The following is a 17030-nucleotide window of genomic DNA, read 5'->3' on the forward strand; positions in this document are numbered from 1 at the left end:
TAGCTACGGATCAGCTGCGGCGGAAATACAAGCGCTGATTGGCCGGCTGTTGCCGGGTCCGTGTCGGGCGGTCAGTTCTCCAGCCCGACAATGGCGCGCGCGAAATCCCGGGCCGCGAAGGGCTGCAGATCGTCGACCCCTTCGCCGACCCCGATCAGGTGCACGGGCAGGCCGAATCGGGCGGCGATGGCGATGAGGATGCCGCCGCGCGCCGTGCCGTCGAGCTTGGTCATCACGAGGCCGGTGACGCCGGCCACGCGCTGGAACGCCTCCACCTGCGACAGCGCGTTCTGGCCCACCGTCGCATCGAGCGTCAAGACCACCGCGTGGGGAGCCGATGGCTCCTGCTTCTTGATGACGCGGACGATCTTTTCCAGCTCGGCCATCAGCTCGGCGCGGTTCTGCAGCCGGCCGGCCGTGTCGATGATGAGCACGTCGGCGTCCTGTGCACGTGCCTGCTGCAGGCCGTCAAAGGCGACGCCGGCGGCATCCGCGCCCGGCTCGCGCGCCACGACGCTGGCGCCCGTGCGATCGGCCCAGACCTTCAGCTGCTCGATGGCGGCCGCGCGGAACGTGTCGCCGGCGGCCAGCACCACCTTCTTGCCTTGCGCGCGCAGGGTGGAGGCGAGCTTGCCGATGGTCGTCGTCTTGCCCGAGCCGTTGACCCCGACCATGAGCAGGACGAAGGGCCGGACATCGGACGCAAAGACCAGCGGCCGGGCGACCGGTTGCAGCACCGCCTCGATCTCGGCGGCGACGAGGGAGCGCACCTCCTCGGGCTCGATGGTCTTGTCGTAGCGGCCCTTGCCCACCGCCTGCGCGATGCGCGCGGCTGTGTCCACGCCGAGATCGGCGCGGATCAGCACGTCTTCCAGGTCCTCCAGCGTCGCCGCGTCGAGCTTGCGCTTGGTGAACAGGTCGGTGATGCCGGTCGACAGGCTCGACGCGGTGCGCGTCAGGCCTTGCGTCAGACGTTTCCAGAAGCCGGGGCGGGGGGCTGGGGTATCGTTCATGAGGTTCACGCCGCGATCAGCCGCGTGCCGTCGTGGCCGGCGATGCGGATATGGGAAAAGGTGCCGGGGACGAGCTCGCGGGCGAGCCGCACCGGGGTGAAGCCGGGCGTGCGGGCCAGCCCGCCGCGCTCGGCGAGAATTTCGCGCCGTGTCCCGATCTCGCCGGCGAGATGGCGCAGCAAGGCGGTCTCGCCCGCCTCGCGCAGGCGCCGGGCGCGTTCGCGGATGAGCGGGGTCGGCACTTGCGGCATGCGCGCGGCCGGCGTGCCCGGGCGCGGCGAGTAGGGGAAGACGTGCAGATGCGTCAGCCCGCAGGCATCGACGAGGTCGAGCGAGGCGCGGAAATGGGTTTCCGTCTCGGTCGGGAAACCGGCGATGATGTCGGCGCCGAACACCATGTCGGGCCGCAGGCGCCGGGCCTCGGCGCAGAAGGCGATGGCATCGGCCCGCAGGTGCCGCCGCTTCATGCGCTTGAGGATGAGGTCGTCGCCCGCCTGCAGCGAGAGGTGCAGATGCGGCATCAGCCGCTCCTCCTCGGCGAAGGCGCGCATCAGTTCGCCGTCCGCCTCCACCGAATCGATGGAGGACAGCCGCAGCCGTCGCAACTCCGGAACGTGCCTGAGCACGGCGCGCACCAGCGTGCCGAGCCGGGGCGCGCCGGGCAGATCGGCACCATAGGAGGTGAGGTCGACCCCGGTAAGCACGACTTCGGCGAAGTCCTGCTCGACGAGCTGGCGCACCCGCGCGACCACCGCGCCCATGGGCACGGAGCGCGAATTGCCGCGGCCATAGGGAATGATGCAGAAGGTGCAGCGATGATCGCAGCCATTCTGCACCTCGACGAAGGCGCGGGTGTGCCCCTCGATCGTGTCGGCCGCGCCGTCGAGGAGATGCGGCGCGGTGGCGCGCACGCGCATGATGTCGCCGACATGCGCCTTCTCGTCGGTGTCCAGCCCGAAATCGAGCGCGCGTCGCGTCGCCGACCAGCTGGCGGGGGACATCTTCTCCTCATTGCCGAGCACGCGGTCGACTTCGGCCATGGCGGCGAAGGTCGCCGGCTCGGTCTGCGCCGCGCAGCCGGTGACAATGATGCGGCGCGCGGGATCCTCCCGCTTCAACCGGCGGATCGTCTGGCGCGCCTGCTTCACCGCTTCGCTGGTGACGGCGCAGGTATTGACCACCACGGCGCGCTCCAGCCCCGCGGCGCCGGCCAGCGCCTTCACGGTCGCCGAATCCAGCGCGTTGAGCCGGCAGCCGAAGGTGACAACGTCCAGCGCGGTCGGGTCGAGCGAGGTTTCGGGGGGCATCGCGATCCGCGTCACGCGGCGCCGGCGAGCATGGCGGCGCTGAGCTGCCCGTCGAACTCGAATTCGGCCGGCCCGGTCATCAGCATGTGGTCATCGCTCACGCGCCAGTCGATCACGAGATCGCCGCCCGGCAGGGTGACGGTGACGCGGCGCCCCGTCAGCCCGAGGCGGGCGGCCGCCACCGCGGTGGCGCAGGCCGCCGAGCCGCAGGCGCGGGTGAGGCCGACGCCGCGTTCCCACACCTTGAGCCGGATGTGATCGGCCCCCACGATCTGGGCGAGCGAGATGTTCGCCCGCGCGGGGAAGATCGGGTGGTGCTCCAGCTCCGGCCCGTAATGCGCGAGGTCCACCGCGTCGATGTCCTCGACCCAGAAGATGGCGTGCGGATTGCCGACATTGACCACGGAGGGCGCGCGCAGCACCGGCGCCTCCGCCGGGCCGGCCTGCAGCTCGATGGCGCGGGTATCCGCAACCGGGCCGGCGAGCGGGATGTCGGCCCAGCCGAAGCGCGGCACGCCCATGTCGGCGGTGATGGCCGCGCCGGCGATGCGGCAATCGAGTAGGCCGGCGACGCTCTCGAACAGCAGATGGTCGCGGCCGGTGCGGCCGGCCTCGTAGAGCGCGATGCAGCGCGTGCCGTTGCCGCAGGCGCCTGATTCCGAGCCGTCGGAATTGATGATGCGCACGAAGGCACTCGTGCCCTCGGTGGTTGGCGGGTAGAGCGCCATGATCTGGTCGAACGGCAGCACATCCGGCCGGGCCAGCGCGCGCGCCTCCTCGGGCGGCACCGCGAGCGGCGCGTCGCGCAGGTCCAGCACGACGATCTCGTTGCCGAGGCCGTTCATCTTGACGAAGGGGCGATTTTCCAGCGCGGCCATGGCGAACCCGGATCTGCTTGAAGCCCCTATATGGCGAAGCGGCCGGCAAATGACCAGCGGCAATGACGCGCCGCCGCGTGGGATGCGGCGAGCCAGCATCTTGCGCGAACATATGTTGCGCGAACCCACGGTCCGCTTTGCGCGCCGGTCGCGAGAATGCCATGGCGATGATAATAATGGACGGCGCTCGCGCTTTCCCGGTGATTTGATGACGGTGTCCCCCATGCCTGCCCGCGCCCTGCTGCAACGGCTTCTGCTGTCGCTCGCCTTTCTCTGTGCGGCGGGCCCGCTCGTTCCCGGGCCACTTGCCCTGAAGCCCGCCCGCGCGCAGGACGCGACCCCTCCGGCGGCAGCCCCCGCGACGCCTGCCCCGGCGACGCCAGCCCCCGCCACGCCAGCCCCCGCGGATCCCTCCTCTCCCGATAACCCGCTGGACGAGGACGACATGATCGCCCCGCCGGTGGTCGACCCCAAGGGCGTCGAGACGCAGGCGGTCGCGCCGGTCATCGAGGACCCGCTGAAGCGGCCGGACGGTTTCGGCGAGGAGGCGGTGCTCAAGCCCGTGCCGGTGCTGATCAAGAAGGCGCACAGCAGCTGGGACGAGGGCTTCACCACGATCGTGGCGACGCTCAAGCAGATCGACGCCGAGATGGCGCGGCTGAAGCTGACGCCCGTCGGGGCCTCGCTCGTCATCTACACGGCGACGGACGATAATGGCTTCGATTTCGAGGCGGCGGTTCCCTTCGAGGGCGTGACCACGCAGAAGCCGCAGGACGGCGTCGAGCTTTCCGCTTCGCCCGCCGGCAAGGCGCTGCGCTTCACCCATCGCGGGCCCTATGACGCGATGGACCCGACCTATGAGCAGATCGCCAACCTGCTCGACGCCAAGGACCTGGAGGCGCAGGACCTCTATGTCGAGGAATATCGCTCCGACCCGCGCACCACCTCGCAGGACGATATGGTCATCGACATCTGGGTGCCGCTGAAGTGAGGAGACGCGCGCGGCCGGACACAGCGACCCAAGGGAAGTGACTTCCGGGCCAAGGGAAGCGACTTCCGGGAATGTGAACGCGTGCGTTCGCCATGCCGGCCATACTGTGCTATGAGGCGCGCAAACTCATACCTCGATAAAGCGATGAACCTGATCGATACCACAGCGGCGTCCGCCGCCGGGGCGCAAGCCTCCGTCGAGACGCCGGCCTCCTTCGAGGCTGCCGTCTCCATCGAGAGCGCTGCCCCGCTTGAGACGCGCGGCCCGGCTGTCCCGACAGTGCCGGCACGGCGTTCGCTCGCCGGGCTGGACCGCGCCGGCCTTGCCGCCGCGCTCGCCGAGATCGGCGTGAGCGAGCGCGAGAGCCGCATGCGCGTCGCCCAGCTCTGGCACTGGATCTATCTGCGCGGCGCGACCTCCTTCGACGAGATGACCAATGTCGGCAAGGGGCTGCGCGTAAAGCTGGAGGCGGCCTTCACGCTGGCCCGGCCCGAGGTGGTGGTCGAGCAGGTGTCCAATGACGGCACCCGCAAATGGCTGCTGCGCCTGCCGCCCGACATTGCCGGCGACAAGCCGCACGATGTCGAGATGGTCTATATCCCCGAGAGCGACCGCGGCACGCTGTGCGTCTCCAGCCAGGTCGGCTGCACGCTCAACTGCTCGTTCTGCCACACCGGCACCCAGCGCCTGGTGCGCAACCTGACCGCTGCCGAGATCGTGCTGCAGGTGATGGTGGCGCGCGACCGGCTCGGCGATTATCCCGGCCGCGAGCGGGCGGTGGGCCCGGGCCTGCCGACCGAGGGCGACCGGCTGGTGACCAATATCGTCTTCATGGGCATGGGCGAGCCGCTCTACGCCTATGATTCGGTGGCCCGGTCGATCGAGGTGCTCGCGGATGGCGAGGGGCTCGGCATCGGCAAGCGCCGCATCACCGTCTCCACCTCCGGCGTGGTGCCGGAGATCGAGCGGCTCGGCCGCGAGGTCGGGCCGATGCTCGCCATCTCGCTGCACGCCGTGCGCGACGAACTGCGCGACGTGCTGGTGCCGATCAACAAGAAATATCCGCTGAAAGAGCTGCTGGAAGCCTGCCGCACCTATCCGCCGGCCTCCAATGCCAAGCGCATCACCTTCGAATATGTCATGCTCAAGGGCGTGAACGACAGCCCCGCCGACGCCAAGGCGCTGGTGAAGCTGCTGGCCGGCATCCCGGCCAAGATCAACCTCATCCCGTTCAACCCGTGGCCGGGCACCAAATACGAGTGCTCGGACTGGGAGACGATCGAGACCTTCTCCGACATCGTGTTCCGCGCCGGCTATTCCAGCCCGGTGCGCACGCCGCGCGGGCGCGACATTCTCGCCGCCTGCGGCCAGCTCAAGAGCGAGACCGAGAAGCTCACCGCCCGCGAACGCCTCGCCCTGCGCGCCATGGCGGCGGCAGCGGAATAGCGCCGCGCGCGGGGGACCGGCCATGATCGATCACATCGGCTTCCCCGTGGCGGATTTCGCCCGCGCCCGGGCGTTCTACGCCAGCGCGCTGGCGCCGCTCGGCCTCGCCGTGGTGATGGAAGTCACCGCGCGGGAGACCGGCGCCGGCGACCATGCCGGCTTCGGCGCGACGGCCGGGCCGGGCGGCGGCAAGCCGTTCTTCTGGATCGGCTCGGGTGGCGCGCTGGCCGCGCGCGGCGAGGGCCGCCTGCATGTGTGCTTCGCCGCGCCCGACCGGGCGGCGGTCGACGCCTTTTATGAGGCGGCGCTCGCCGCCGGCGGGCGCGACAACGGGCCGCCGGGCCTGCGCCCGCATTACCACCCGAACTATTACGGCGCCTTCGTGCTGGATCCGGACGGGCACAATATCGAGGCCGTCTGCCACGTGCCCCCGTCCGTGCCGGCGTGACCGCCGCCCCTTGCGAGCCGAATCTGAGGGCAGCTTCCTGATGGACAGCCTCCTGCGCCTGCTGCTGCGGTTTCTCGTGGTGCCGCTCGGCGTCATGGCCGGCATGATCACCACCATGCTGGTGGTGATCATCGGCTATTGGGACATCGGCGCGCTCGTTTCCGGCGCGGATGTCGGCCATGCCGTGCTGCTGCTCGACGCGCTGTCGGCGGCGGTGTTCGTGCTCACCGCGCTCGTCATGATGATGTGGGCGATCGCCGCCATCGGCATTCTGTTCGCCGAGACCTTCGCGGTACGCTCCTGGATCTTCCATGTCGCCAATGGCGCGGCATCCGCCTGGCTCGCCGCCTGGCTGTTCCCAACTTACGCGGACCAGACGGCGCCACCGATGGACGAGGCCACCTTCTACGTGGTGGCCGCCGGGCTCGCTGGCGGGTTGGCCTATTGGCTGGTGGCCGGCTGGAGCGCGGGTTTCTGGAAGCCGCTCGGCCGGGCGGTGGTCGCCCCGTTGCCAGCGCCCGCCCCGCCGTCCGCGCCCGCTTCGGCGGCCGGGCCGGTGCCCGCCGCCCCGGCCGCCCCGTCTTCTTCGCCCGGCTCGCCGCTGCCGACCCGCATGCCCTGAGCGCGCTGGGCGCGCTCAAACCGCACGGCGAGGGTTGCGCCCGCGCGCGCCATGCCTATAGTCCGCGCCGTTTTCCGGCTCCGGTTGCCCCGGGGTCCCTTTGGTCTTCCTCGTGCGGAACCCTTCGACATGGCTGACGTCAAGCGCGTGGTGCTCGCCTATTCCGGCGGTCTCGACACTTCGGTGATCCTGAAATGGCTGCAGACCACCTATGGCTGCGAGGTGGTGACCTTCACCGCCGATCTCGGCCAGGGCGAGGAGCTGGAGCCGGCGCGCAAGAAGGCGGAGATGCTCGGCATCAAGCCCGAGCACATCTTCATCGAGGACGTGCGCGAGGAATTCGTGCGCGACTACGTGTTCCCGATGTTCCGCGCCAATGCGCTCTATGAGGGCCAGTACCTGCTGGGCACCTCCATTGCACGTCCGCTGATCGCCAAGAAGCAGATCGAGATCGCCCGCAAGGTCGGCGGCGATGCCGTGTCGCACGGCGCCACCGGCAAGGGCAACGACCAGGTGCGCTTCGAGCTGAGCTATTACGCGCTGGAGCCGGAGATCAAGATCATCGCGCCGTGGCGCGAATGGGACCTGCGCTCGCGCGAGCAGCTGATCGCCTTCGCCGAGAGCCACCAGATCCCGATCGCCAAGGACAAGCGCGGCGAAGCGCCGTTCTCGGTCGACGCCAACCTCCTGCACTCCTCCTCCGAGGGCAAGGTGCTGGAAGATCCGGCCCATGAGGCGCCCGAGATGGTCTATATGCGCACCATCGCGCCCGAGGACGCGCCGGACAAGGCGACCTACATCACCATCGACTTCGAGCAGGGCGATGCGGTCGCCGTGGACGGCGAGGCACTCTCCCCGGCCAGCCTGCTGACCCGCCTCAACGCGCTCGGCAAGGAGAACGGCATCGGCCGGCTCGACCTCGTGGAGAACCGCTTCGTCGGCATGAAGTCGCGCGGCGTCTACGAGACGCCCGGCGGCACCATCCTGATCGCCGCGCATCGCGGCATCGAGAGCATCACGCTCGACCGCGGCGCGGCGCATCTCAAGGACGAGCTGATGCCGCGCTACTCGGAGCTGATCTATAACGGCTTCTGGTTCTCGCCCGAGCGCGAGATGCTGCAGGTGCTGATCGACAAGAGCCAGGAGCTGGTCACCGGCCGCGTGCGGCTGAAGCTCTACAAGGGCAATGTCACCGTGGTCGGCCGCGAGAGCCCCTATTCGCTCTACAATCAGGACCTCGTCACCTTTGAGGAAGGCGCGGTCGCCTATGACCACCGCGACGCGGCGGGCTTCATCAAGCTCAACGCGCTGCGCCTGCGCACGCTGGCCAACCGCGACCGCAAGGTCGGCCGCTGAGCGGGCCTTCCTGAACCCTCCTCCCGGACGGCCGCTGGCCGATCCGGGGTGGGGACGGGAAGGGCGAGCGCTCAGGCCGAGGTCTTGCGCACGAGGTCCAGTTCGATCTCGTCGCCGGCCGCGCCGATCATGCCGGCCGGGTCGAGGGCGATTTCCAGATCCGTCTCGTCGAGATCTGTCTCATCGAGGTCCGTCTCGTTGCCGGGCGCGGCCGCGGGGCGGGTTTTCGGCCGCAGCAGCGTGAAGACCAGCAGGGCGAGCACGGCCATTCCCGGCAGCACCACGCCGAGCGCGGCGGTGGGCGCGGGAAAGCGGCTGGCGACGGCGGTGCCGATGAAGCCGCCGCCGATCTGCAGGCATCCCATCAGCGCAGCCGCCGAGCCGGCAATGGCCGGAGAGCCGGACAGCGCCGAGGTCGTTCCCCCCGGCATGACAAGCGCCATGCCGCAGGCCCAGACCGCGACCGGACCCATCACCGTGAGGAAGGAATAGGGCAGCAGCCAGGGCAGGACGGCCATGGCGGCGCCCGCGCCCAGCACGATGGTCAGGCCCGCCGGGATGAGGCGGTTGGCGTCGACCCATTTCATCGCCCGCCCGGCGATCACCGTGCCCAGCATGAAGGAGCCGGTCTGGCAGACCATGGCGAGGCCGAACTGCGTCGGCGTGAGGCCGACCACGTCGATCAGCACGAAGGGCAGGATGGCGGCGAGCGTGTAGATGCCGCCCACCGTCAGCCCGATCAGCAGGCTGGCCCGCATGAAGCCGGCATCCAGTACCAGCGCGCCGTAATTGCGCAGGATGCGCGACGGGCGCGCCTGTGTGGGGTCGGGGCGGGCGTTGGTTTCCGGCACGGCGAGCAGAACGAGGCCGAGCGCCCCGACGCCATAGAGCACCATGACATAGAAGATCGGCTGCCAGCCGAACGCACCGAGGATCGCCCCGCCGAGGGTGGGCGCGATCGCCGGCCCGATGCCGAGCATGGTGCCGATGAGATTGAGGATGCGGGCGGAGGCCTGCCCGGTGAACTGGTCGCGCACGATGGCGCGGGAAATGGCTGGCCCGGCGGCGACACCGATGCCCTGCAGCCCGCGGCCGAGGATGAGCCACGTGACATCCGTCGCGCTCGCGGCGATGAGGCTGCCAGCGACATAGAGCGAGAAAAAGCCGATCGCCGCCGGGCGCCTTCCATAGGCGTCCGAGAGCGGCCCGCAGACCAGCTGCGCGAGGGCATAGCCGCCGAAATAGACGCTCAGCGTCAGCTTCATGGTCGAGGCGCTGGTGCCGAAGGCGGCAACCAGTTCCGGCAGGGCCGGCGTATAGAGCGACATGCTCAGCGGCCCGAGCACGATGAGCAGCGCGCCGATCACCGCGGTGCGCGTTTCCGTCATGACCGGGGTCACGATTCCTCGCTCCGGGTCGACGGGCAGAGATTGGCACGCATGCGGGTCAGCGCGACCCGCAAGACTTCGCGCTCGGTGTCCTCGACGCCCGCCAGCGCCTCCTCCCGGGCAATGGCCGCCGCCGCCATCACCTGCGCCAAGAGCGGGGCCGCCGTCGCGGTCAACTGCACGATCTTGGCGCGGCGGTCGGTCGGGTCCGGGGTGCGCTGGATGAGGCCATGGGCCTCCAGCCGGTCGAGGAAACCGACCAGCGTCATCGGCTCGACATTCATCCGCACCGCGAGCACGCCCTGCCGCAGGCCCGGATTGATGCTCACATGGATGAGCGCGCGGGCCTCGCCGGCCGTGAGGCCGAGCCCGGCCTCGTCGAAGGCGCGGTCGATCCGCGCGCGGTAAAGCCGCGCCGCGTCGACCAGCAGGAAACCGAGTGGAAGGGTGTTCATGATAGGCGGGGCATATTATAAGGAAAGCATACGATCAAGCCGAAAGCGCGCCTCGGTCTGACGATATTGCATTCCCCTCGCGCCTCTCCCTCACGCGGGGGGGGCGTGAGGGAGGGGGGATGGCTTGGCGCGACGCGCCTTGAGGCCGCGTCAGTCCAGCGAGACTTTCCGGTTCTCGCCGAGGTCGGTGGGGGAGCCGCTCAGGCGCGCGGCCATCATCTTGAGCGCGACGCTGATCGCGCCGGACGGGCCATCCCAGTATTCCGCGCGGTCGGGCAGGAAGCGCACCACGCAGATATTGGGATCGCTCTTGCCGTTCGGCCAGAACGCCTTGTTCATGTCGGTCCACAACTCGTCGATCTTGGCGCGGTCATCCGTGACTTCCGCCTGTCCGGACACCGAGAGGTAATCGTTGCGGCCGGGATGGGCGAAGGTCAGCGCGGCCTGCGGATCGTGCCGCATTTCTTCGTCCTTGTGACCGCGTCGGTCGGAGAGGAACCAGATGCACCCCTCTTCGCGGGAGGGATGGGCATCCATCGGCCGTCCCCGCAAGGTCTCGCCTTCGCGTGTGACCAGCATGCAGATGCGGATCTCCTCCATCATCGCCCACGCCTTGTCGATGGCTTCTGTCGTCGTCCTGTCGTCGCTCATTCGGTCGTCGCTCATGGCAAGCTCCTCTGTCGGAGAGGCAACCCGCCGGCCCGCGCCGGGTTCCGTCGCATGATGCAAGGCATGACGGCTGGAGAGCGCATCGGCGGCGTTTACGGCGTGCGCCTGACGCCAGTGCGGGTCTATGCTGTCGCGCTGCGTGAAGGAGAAGCCCATGCCCTGGTCGCTCACCATCGGCACCGTCTACGGCACGGCGGTGCGCATCCATGTCAGCTTCCTGCTGTTCCTCGTCTGGATCTGGGCCGCCTATTACCGGCAGGGCGGAAGCGGCGCCGCGTGGGAGGGGGTCACCTTCGTGGTTCTGCTGTTCCTGTGCGTGCTGCTGCACGAGTTCGGCCACATCTTCGCGGCACGCCGCTACGGGGTGAAGACGCCGGAAGTGACGCTCTGGCCGTTCGGGGGCATCGCGCGGCTGGAGCGCATCCCGGAGAAGCCGTCGGAGGAGCTGGTCGTGGCCCTCGCCGGGCCGCTGGTGAACGTGGCGATCGCCGCCGCGCTATTCGTTCTCCTCGGCGGCCATGTCGGGGTCGAGCACATCGAGAATATCGAGAACCCGCAGGTCAGCCTGCTGGCCAAGCTCGCCGCCGCCAATGTCTTCCTTGTGGTGTTCAACCTGATTCCCGCCTTTCCCATGGATGGCGGGCGGGTGCTGCGGGCGCTGCTCGCCATGCGGATGGGCCATGCGCGAGCCACGCAGGCCGCCGCCTCGATCGGCCAGGCGCTGGCCATCGGCTTCGGCCTGCTCGGCATTTTCGGCAACCCGATGCTGATCATCATCGCCGTGTTCGTCTTCCTCGCGGCCTCCGGCGAGGCCGGCCAGGCGCAGATGAAGCAGGCGGCGCAGGGCCTGCTGGTGCAGGATGCGATGATCACGAAATTCGAGGTGCTGGGTCCGCAGGCGAGCGTGGGGGATGCCGCCGACGCGCTGATCCGCACCACGCAGAAGGAATTCCCCATCGTCGACGGCGCCGGCCACCTGCGCGGCGTGCTCACGCGCGATGCGATGATCCACGCGCTGCAGGCACGCGGGCCGGCCTCCTCGGTGCTCGAGGCCATGCAGGGCGATATTCCCACCGTCGATACCCGCGCCCCGCTCGACCGTGCGCTCCGGCTCATCACCGAGAAAGGCGTGCCGGTGGTGGGCGTGGTGGATTCGACGGGCCGTCTGGTCGGCCTTCTGTCGCCGGAAAATGTCGGCGAGATGATGATGCTGCGCGCGGCACAGCCGGATGGCCGCTTCGGGCCCTGGGCGAAGCGGCCGGTGTGACGGGCGAACGGGTCGCGCGCCCCGCGCCCGCCATGCCCCGCCCACCGGCGGGAGGGCGAGGGCCGTGGGCTCAGTCGCTCTCCTTCACCCCGGTCATCGGCGTGAAGGAGGGCGGGTCGCTGGCCGGGAAACTGTCCTCCAGCATCTCGTCAATATCCGCCTCGCTGCGCTCGATCTTCTCGTCCGGCGGCGGCTCGTCGCCGGTCACGCCGCTGAAGGCGGGTGGGTCGCTGGCGGGAAAGCTCTCCTTGCCGGCCTCATCCACATCCCCGTCGACATAGGGAGCCGGGTCGGGGGGCGTTCCGCGCTCAGGTTTGCCGTTCTCCGGGTCGTCGCTCGTCTGCGTCATCGTTCCGTCCCTCCTCGCTGTCCCCTTCACAACTGGTGAAACCGTGCCATCGCTTCAAGGGAGGCCTCTGCGGCAAGGCCCTTCGGCAAGGCGTGGCCGTATCCGGGCATGGAACCACCGCGCGGCCGGTGGCGTTGATCCCGGCAGGCGCGCCCGCGGGTGGCTTCGCACGGGCGCGCGAAGCGCACCGGACGCCGGCTGGGGCTTTCTCGCGCGGCCGGCACGAAGCCTGACCTGAGGAGAAGGTGCATGACCCCCGATCATCAGCCCGCCCGGCTGCAATACTGGCCGGCCTCCCATGCCGTCGACGCTCCCGACGCCTGGCCCGACAGCTATGAATTCGCCACCGTGGACGACGCGGTCGCCTTCGCCATGACCCAGTCGCCGGCGAACCGCGAACTCGCCTGGCTGCGCACGCCCGATGGCGCGATCCTCAAGCAGGCGCAGATTCGCCGGCTCTGGGAGTTGCGCGAGACCCCGTGAAGGGCGCCGATTCGCGCCAACCCTGCGGTAGAAGCGCCCGATGAGCGATCAAATCGAGCGCCCTCATTGCCTTGGCGGGCATTCTCAGTATAGTGCGCCGCAAAATTCAGCGCGGGTCCGGAAGCCTTCGGGCCCGCTTTTTGGTGTTTTCATATGAAGCTGCGCAACATCGCCATCATCGCCCACGTCGACCACGGCAAGACCACGCTGGTGGACGAACTGCTCAAGCAGTCCGGATCCTACCGCGAGAACCAGCGCGTCGCCGAGCGTGTGATGGATTCGAACGACCTCGAAAAGGAGCGCGGCATCACCATCCTCGCCAAGGCCACCTCGGTGGTCTGGAAGGATACCCGCATCAACATCGTCGACACGCCCGGCCATGCCGATTTCGGTGGCGAGGTGGAGCGCATCCTCAACATGGTGGACGGCGCCATCGTGCTGGTCGACGCCGCCGAAGGCCCGATGCCGCAGACCAAGTTCGTGGTCGGCAAGGCGCTCAAGGTTGGCCTGCGTCCGATTGTCGCGATCAACAAGGTCGATCGCTCCGACGCCCGCTCGCAGGAAGTCATCAACGAGGTGTTCGACCTGTTCGCCGCGCTCGACGCGACCGACGAGCAGCTGGACTTCCCGATTCTCTACGGCTCGGGCCGCAATGGCTGGATGAACACCACCGCCGAGGGCTCGCAGGACGAGGGCATGGCCCCGCTGTTCGACCTCGTGCTCAAGCACGTGCCCGAGCCCACCGTCGATGATGGCCCGTTCCGCATGATCGGCACGCTGCTGGAAGCCAACCCCTTCCTCGGCCGCATGATCACCGGGCGCATCACCTCCGGCTCGATCAAGCCCAACCAGTCGGTCAAGGTCCTCGCGCAGGACGGCTCGCTGGTCGAGCAGGGCCGCGTCTCCAAGATCCTCGCCTTCCGCGGCATCGAGCGCCAGCCCATTGAGGAAGGCGTGCAGGGCGACATCATCGCCATTGCCGGCCTTTCCAAGGGCACGGTGGCCGACACGTTCTGCGACCTCAGCGTCGACGCGCCGCTCAAGGCGCAGCCGATTGATCCGCCGACCGTGACCATGTCCTTCATCGTCAACGATTCGCCGCTCGCCGGCACCGAGGGCGACAAGGTGACGAGCCGCGTCATCCGCGACCGCCTGCTGCGCGAGGCCGAGGGCAACGTGGCGCTGAAGATCGAGGAATCCAGCGACAAGGATTCGTTCTTCGTGTCCGGTCGCGGCGAGCTCCAGCTCGCCGTGCTGATCGAGACCATGCGCCGCGAAGGCTTCGAGATCGCCGTCTCGCGTCCGCGCGTGGTGTTCACCAAGGATGAGAGTGGCGAGATCCTCGAGCCGATCGAGGAAGTGCTGATCGACGTCGATGAGGAATATTCCGGCGTGGTCGTGCAGAAGATGTCCGAGCGTCGCGCCGAGATGGTCGAGATGAAGCCCTCGGGCGGCACCCGCCAGCGTCTGGTGTTCTACGCTCCCACCCGTGGCCTCATCGGCTATCAGGGCGAGCTGATGACCGACACGCGCGGCACCGCCATCATGAACCGGCTGTTCCACGCCTATCAGCCGCACCGGGGCGAGATTCCCGGTCGCCGCAACGGCGTGCTGATTTCCAACGAAGCCGGCGAGGCCGTGGCCTATGCGCTGTGGAACCTCGAGGATCGCGGTCCGATGATGATCGAGCCGGGCTGGAAGGTCTATCAGGGCATGATCATTGGCGAGCATAACCGCGAGAACGACCTTGAGGTCAATGTTCTCAAGGGCAAGAAGCTCACCAACATCCGCACCACCTCCAAGGACGAGGCGGTGCGCCTGACCCCGCCGATCCGCATGACGCTGGAGCGTTCGCTGGCCTGGATCCAGGACGACGAACTGGTCGAGGTCACGCCGAAGTCCATCCGCATCCGCAAGCGCTTCCTCGACCCGAACGAGCGCAAGCGCGAGGAGCGCCGCAAGGAATCCGAGGGCGTCTGACGCCTCGGCCAAGCGCCGGCCAAGTGGTATCCAGATAGATGACACGTGCCGTCCACGCACCGGCTATTTGCCGGCGTCGTGGCGGCCGGGCCACGCCGCGTTCAATCGAACGTGCATTTTGCAGAGAGGCTCTTGATCCGGGAGAGCGCATTTGCTCCCATCGGGCTCATGAGCACGCTTCTTGTCGAGACGCGCCGGGCTCGCCCGGCTGACGCTGCCGACATAACCGACATCCATGATGCGGCATGGCGGGTGGCCTATCGTGGCCTCATTCCCGGTGCCGAGCTTGAGAAGATGATCCAGCGGCGCGGCCCGGTCTGGTGGGAAACCGCCTTGAAGCGGGGCTCGCGCGTCGTGGTTCTCACGCTCGGCGACACGGTCGCCGGCTATGCCAATCTCGGCCGCAACCGCGCGCGCGGCCTGCCCTATGAGGGCGAGATCTACGAACTCTATCTGCGGCCGGAATATCAGGGGCTCGGCTTTGGCCGCCGCCTGTTCGGCGACGCGCGCAAGGAACTGGCCGCCAGCGGCTTCGAGGGCCTCGCGGTGTGGGCGCTGGCCGGCAACGAACCCGCTCTCGGCTTCTACCGCGCGATGGGCGGCACGGGCGTCGCCCGCTCCTCCGAGACCTTCGGCGGGCGCATGCTGGAAAAGCTGGCTTTCGGCTGGAATGGTTGAGGCCGCTCCGCTGGCCCCCGGGGGAGTGCCAGCGTGCCGTTCTAGCCGACCAGCGCGCCGAGCCGGGCGGCGACCTCGGTCGCATCGCCCGTCAGCTTGAAGCTCTTGGTGCGCGAGGTCGCTCCCGACAGCAGCTCGACGCGCGAGGGGGCGATGCCTCCGGCCTTGGCGAGCAACCGGGCCAGCGCGGCATTCGCCTTTCCGTCCTCCGCCGCCACCGAGACGCGCGCCTTCACGGCCCGCCGCCCGTCGCCGAGTTCCACCAGCCCGTCGATCGCGTCCCGCCCGCCGCGCGGCGTGGCCCGCACCGTGACGACGAGCCCGTCCGCGACCGCCACCCAGGCGGGGGCAGGAGGCGGGTGCTGGCTCACCAGCCGGTCACGAGCTCGAAGACGAGATTGCGCACGAAGTAGAGGACGATGATGAGCACCACCGGCGAGATATCGATGCCGCCGAGATTGGGGAGGATGCGGCGAAGCGGCGCCAGCACCGGCTCTGTCACCCGCCAGAGAAATTCGCCAAGCGAGCGCACGACCTGATTGTGCGCGTTGACGACATTGAACGCCACCAGCCAGGACAGGATGGCCGAGGCGATCAGAATCCAGACATAAAGCGTGATGAGCGTGTCGAAAAGCCAGAGAAGCGAATACATCGCGAGCCTCGGAACGGGGGAGCCCGGCGGGGGCTCCCTTGCGTGCAACACCATGATGCTTAAAGGCGCCGCTGCATTGCGGCAACCCCGATTCACAGAACCGGTGGGGAGCGCGCGCAACGCGCCTTGACAGCGCCCATTGCGCGAACGTACAAGGCGCGGCCTGACGCGTGGGGCCGTAGCTCAGTTGGGAGAGCGCTGCAATCGCACTGCAGAGGTCAGGGGTTCAAATCCCCTCGGCTCCACCATTCGTCAGGGCTAGTAAATTGAAATGGCAGCGGAATTTCCTGCGCCTCACGACGACACCCCAACATTTACCCCAACATTTGACCGCGCTTCCGGCAAACCCCAGCAAACTTTGGCGGGATTAATCGGGATAAGTCGGGATTTGCCGGGACCGCTCCACCGAACTCGACTGCGCCGATAAGGACCGCCTACGCTGCCTCATCTCGGGAGGTGGGCTTGGTCGATCTGCGCGTGTTCGAGGGCGGTGGCAGCGATGATGACGAATCGCGGGGTGCCGGGGCCGAAGTGTCAGCAGCTTTGGCATTCGAGCGGCTGGTGATTGAAATCCTGCGTGCGGCTGCGCGTGGCTCCGAAAGCACCCACCGCGTGGCTGATGCGCTGATGGCCCTCTATGAGGTGCTGGCCGTCGATGGTGTCCGATTGCGTGCCCCGATCCACGCCGGGCTCGGCGCCGTGAGTGCGCGCCTGACGCCCAATGACGAGCCTTATGATGCTGAGCTGCGCTGGCTGCTCCAGGGCGCGCTACGGCTGACGGCCGAGAAGCTGGCGACCGATGGCTTTGCCAGGGGACGAGCGTCACAGCGGCAGGACGATTTCGACAGGGCGTTCGAGAGCTATCTGCTCGATAGGGAAACGACCGCCCGCAAATGGGGCGGCAGCTATCTCATGAAGATGCTCAAGGAGCTTCCACCGTTGGCGCCGCAGACGCCGCCGCGTAAGCCAAGGACGAAGAGCAAAGCCAGCAAGAAGGCCACATAGCTGTGCGACATGGCTGTCTCACGCCCGTCGCTTACGTCCCCCG

19 protein-coding genes and 1 tRNA gene are annotated in these 17030 nt (G+C 68.4%); 11 read left to right on the forward strand and 9 right to left on the reverse strand.

Going from position 1 to position 17030, the window contains the following annotated elements; genetic code table 11:
* Window positions 1-71 precede the first annotated feature (71 nt).
* Genes ftsY through dapF form a run of 3 tightly spaced genes read right to left on the reverse strand, consistent with a single transcriptional unit; the run spans window position 72 to window position 3198 of the window.
* A complete protein-coding gene (gene ftsY / locus FHS55_RS07695) occupies window positions 72-1022 on the reverse strand; it encodes a signal recognition particle-docking protein FtsY (protein WP_425485793.1) in 951 nt (316 codons plus the stop codon).
* Window positions 1019-2320: a tRNA (N(6)-L-threonylcarbamoyladenosine(37)-C(2))-methylthiotransferase MtaB gene (mtaB, locus tag FHS55_RS07700; protein WP_183189099.1), complete on the reverse strand. Its 1302-nt coding sequence runs from the start codon at window positions 2318-2320 to the stop codon at window positions 1019-1021. Before mtaB ends, ftsY begins: the two co-directional genes overlap by 4 nt.
* An 11-nt stretch (window positions 2321-2331) precedes the next feature.
* On the reverse strand, window positions 2332-3198 hold the full coding sequence (gene dapF, locus FHS55_RS07705; protein ID WP_183189100.1) for a diaminopimelate epimerase: 867 nt from the start codon (window positions 3196-3198) through the stop codon (window positions 2332-2334).
* Window positions 3199-3421: 223 nt separating this feature from the next.
* On the opposite strand from dapF, the gene FHS55_RS07710 reads away from it, so the two are divergent.
* The 5 genes from FHS55_RS07710 to FHS55_RS07730 all read left to right on the forward strand — a co-directional run bounded on the left by FHS55_RS07710 (window position 3422) and on the right by FHS55_RS07730 (window position 8061).
* Window positions 3422-4189: a GyrI-like domain-containing protein gene (locus FHS55_RS07710; protein WP_246339920.1), complete on the forward strand. Its 768-nt coding sequence runs from the start codon at window positions 3422-3424 to the stop codon at window positions 4187-4189.
* 144 nt (window positions 4190-4333) lie between these two features.
* On the forward strand, window positions 4334-5635 hold the full coding sequence (gene rlmN / locus FHS55_RS07715; protein WP_183189102.1) for a dual-specificity RNA methyltransferase RlmN: 1302 nt from the start codon (window positions 4334-4336) through the stop codon (window positions 5633-5635).
* 22 nt (window positions 5636-5657) lie between these two features.
* Window positions 5658-6083 (forward strand): VOC family protein, encoded by a 426-nt coding sequence (locus tag FHS55_RS07720; protein WP_183189103.1) that lies wholly within the window; start codon window positions 5658-5660, stop codon window positions 6081-6083.
* A gap of 10 nt (window positions 6084-6093) precedes the next feature.
* The gene (locus tag FHS55_RS07725; protein WP_246339922.1) at window positions 6094-6705 is read left to right on the forward strand and encodes a hypothetical protein; all 612 of its coding nucleotides are present in this window, start codon (window positions 6094-6096) and stop codon (window positions 6703-6705) included.
* Window positions 6706-6834: 129 nt separating this feature from the next.
* The gene (locus tag FHS55_RS07730; RefSeq protein WP_183189105.1) at window positions 6835-8061 is read left to right on the forward strand and encodes an argininosuccinate synthase; all 1227 of its coding nucleotides are present in this window, start codon (window positions 6835-6837) and stop codon (window positions 8059-8061) included.
* A 71-nt stretch (window positions 8062-8132) separates the two neighbouring features.
* Here the strand turns inward: FHS55_RS07730 and FHS55_RS07735 are convergent, their stop codons facing one another.
* The 3 genes from FHS55_RS07735 to FHS55_RS07745 form a co-directional block, all read right to left on the reverse strand.
* Complete coding sequence (locus FHS55_RS07735; protein WP_343056056.1) at window positions 8133-9461, reverse strand: multidrug effflux MFS transporter; 1329 nt, start codon at window positions 9459-9461, stop codon at window positions 8133-8135.
* On the reverse strand, window positions 9458-9904 hold the full coding sequence (locus tag FHS55_RS07740) for a MarR family winged helix-turn-helix transcriptional regulator (protein WP_183189106.1): 447 nt from the start codon (window positions 9902-9904) through the stop codon (window positions 9458-9460). Before FHS55_RS07740 ends, FHS55_RS07735 begins: the two co-directional genes overlap by 4 nt.
* A gap of 150 nt (window positions 9905-10054) precedes the next feature.
* Window positions 10055-10570 (reverse strand): pyridoxamine 5'-phosphate oxidase family protein, encoded by a 516-nt coding sequence (locus FHS55_RS07745; protein ID WP_246339924.1) that lies wholly within the window; start codon window positions 10568-10570, stop codon window positions 10055-10057.
* A 157-nt stretch (window positions 10571-10727) separates the two neighbouring features.
* Between FHS55_RS07745 and FHS55_RS07750 the strand changes: the two genes are divergently transcribed.
* Window positions 10728-11840, forward strand: coding sequence for a site-2 protease family protein (locus FHS55_RS07750; protein ID WP_183189107.1), 1113 nt, complete (start codon window positions 10728-10730; stop codon window positions 11838-11840).
* Window positions 11841-11910: 70 nt separating this feature from the next.
* On the opposite strand, the gene FHS55_RS07755 is transcribed toward FHS55_RS07750, so the two are convergent.
* The gene (locus tag FHS55_RS07755) at window positions 11911-12189 is read right to left on the reverse strand and encodes a hypothetical protein (protein WP_183189108.1); all 279 of its coding nucleotides are present in this window, start codon (window positions 12187-12189) and stop codon (window positions 11911-11913) included.
* 249 nt (window positions 12190-12438) lie between these two features.
* Between FHS55_RS07755 and FHS55_RS07760 the strand changes: the two genes are divergently transcribed.
* The 3 genes from FHS55_RS07760 (at window position 12439) to FHS55_RS07770 (ending at window position 15330) form a co-directional block, all read left to right on the forward strand.
* On the forward strand, window positions 12439-12672 hold the full coding sequence (locus FHS55_RS07760; RefSeq protein WP_183189109.1) for a hypothetical protein: 234 nt from the start codon (window positions 12439-12441) through the stop codon (window positions 12670-12672).
* Between the two features lie 153 nt (window positions 12673-12825).
* Complete coding sequence (gene typA / locus FHS55_RS07765) at window positions 12826-14652, forward strand: translational GTPase TypA (RefSeq protein ID WP_183189110.1); 1827 nt, start codon at window positions 12826-12828, stop codon at window positions 14650-14652.
* A gap of 168 nt (window positions 14653-14820) precedes the next feature.
* Window positions 14821-15330 carry a GNAT family N-acetyltransferase gene (locus FHS55_RS07770; RefSeq protein ID WP_183189111.1) on the forward strand — a complete coding sequence of 170 codons (510 nt, stop codon included), beginning with the start codon at window positions 14821-14823 and terminating at the stop codon, window positions 15328-15330.
* Window positions 15331-15371: 41 nt separating this feature from the next.
* Here FHS55_RS07770 and FHS55_RS07775 read toward each other — a convergent pair whose 3' ends face one another.
* Both FHS55_RS07775 and FHS55_RS07780 read right to left on the reverse strand, forming a co-directional pair.
* Window positions 15372-15701, reverse strand: a complete 330-nt coding sequence (locus tag FHS55_RS07775) for a DUF167 family protein (RefSeq protein ID WP_343056058.1) — start codon at window positions 15699-15701, stop codon at window positions 15372-15374.
* Complete coding sequence (locus FHS55_RS07780) at window positions 15698-15982, reverse strand: YggT family protein (RefSeq protein ID WP_183189112.1); 285 nt, start codon at window positions 15980-15982, stop codon at window positions 15698-15700. The genes FHS55_RS07775 and FHS55_RS07780 overlap by 4 nt, the downstream gene beginning before the upstream one ends.
* 172 nt (window positions 15983-16154) lie before the next feature.
* On the opposite strand from FHS55_RS07780, the gene FHS55_RS07785 reads away from it, so the two are divergent.
* Both FHS55_RS07785 and FHS55_RS07790 read left to right on the forward strand, forming a co-directional pair.
* Window positions 16155-16230 (forward strand) — tRNA-Ala (locus FHS55_RS07785).
* Window positions 16231-16444: 214 nt separating this feature from the next.
* Window positions 16445-16987 (forward strand): hypothetical protein, encoded by a 543-nt coding sequence (locus FHS55_RS07790; protein WP_183189113.1) that lies wholly within the window; start codon window positions 16445-16447, stop codon window positions 16985-16987.
* Window positions 16988-17030 lie beyond the last annotated feature (43 nt).

The sequence above is a fragment of the Ancylobacter tetraedralis genome (assembly GCF_014195655.1).
Lineage (GTDB): Bacteria > Pseudomonadota > Alphaproteobacteria > Rhizobiales > Xanthobacteraceae > Ancylobacter > Ancylobacter tetraedralis.